Origin of the sequence: Mycobacterium gordonae, assembly GCF_001417955.2 — a bacterium.
GTDB lineage: Bacteria > Actinomycetota > Actinomycetes > Mycobacteriales > Mycobacteriaceae > Mycobacterium > Mycobacterium gordonae_B.
Map to the genome: position 1 here is coordinate 1 of NZ_LKTM01000271.1, position 518 is coordinate 518.

1 pseudogene is annotated in these 518 nt (G+C 77.6%); it reads left to right on the forward strand.

The features are described 5' to 3' along the window. Positions 1-287, forward strand: a pseudogene (locus AO501_RS39495) (hypothetical protein); the annotation flags it as partial. Between the last annotated feature and the right edge of the window lie 231 nt (positions 288-518).

Here is a 518-nt window from a genome sequence, read left to right on the forward strand (position 1 = left end):
GGGTAGGCGCCATCTGCTCCGGAGCCGGGGTCGGTGCCAACTGCTCGGGAGTCGGGGCCGGGTGTCGAACCGGGGCCGGGGCCGGCGGCGGTTCCATCGACGGGGGCGCCGGCCGGGGCCGCACCGGGATCGGACCCGACGGGGCGCGTCGCTTGCCGCCCTGGGGCCGTGGTGGCGGTGTCGTCGCGGTAGGCCCCTGCGACGGAGTGGGCGACGGTGGCATCGGGACCCGGAAGTACGTGCCCGCTTGCGGATCGGCTTCGCCGGAATCCGGGTCGGGCAGATAGCGGTGGCGACGACGCGGGGGCGGGGAATCGGATACGGTCTCGGGCTGCGGCTGGGCCGGCTGGGCCGGTGGCGCTGGCGGCGGTTGTGGCGGGGGTCCGCCCAGCCGTACTCGGCGGCCGGCGTCGGGCGCGGCCGGGGGCGCTTCCCGCGGCGGTCCGTTGACAGGCAACGGGCCCGACGAGCGATCGCGTGCAACGGGCGGAGGGGGCAGCGGCTGGGGAGGTTGCGAC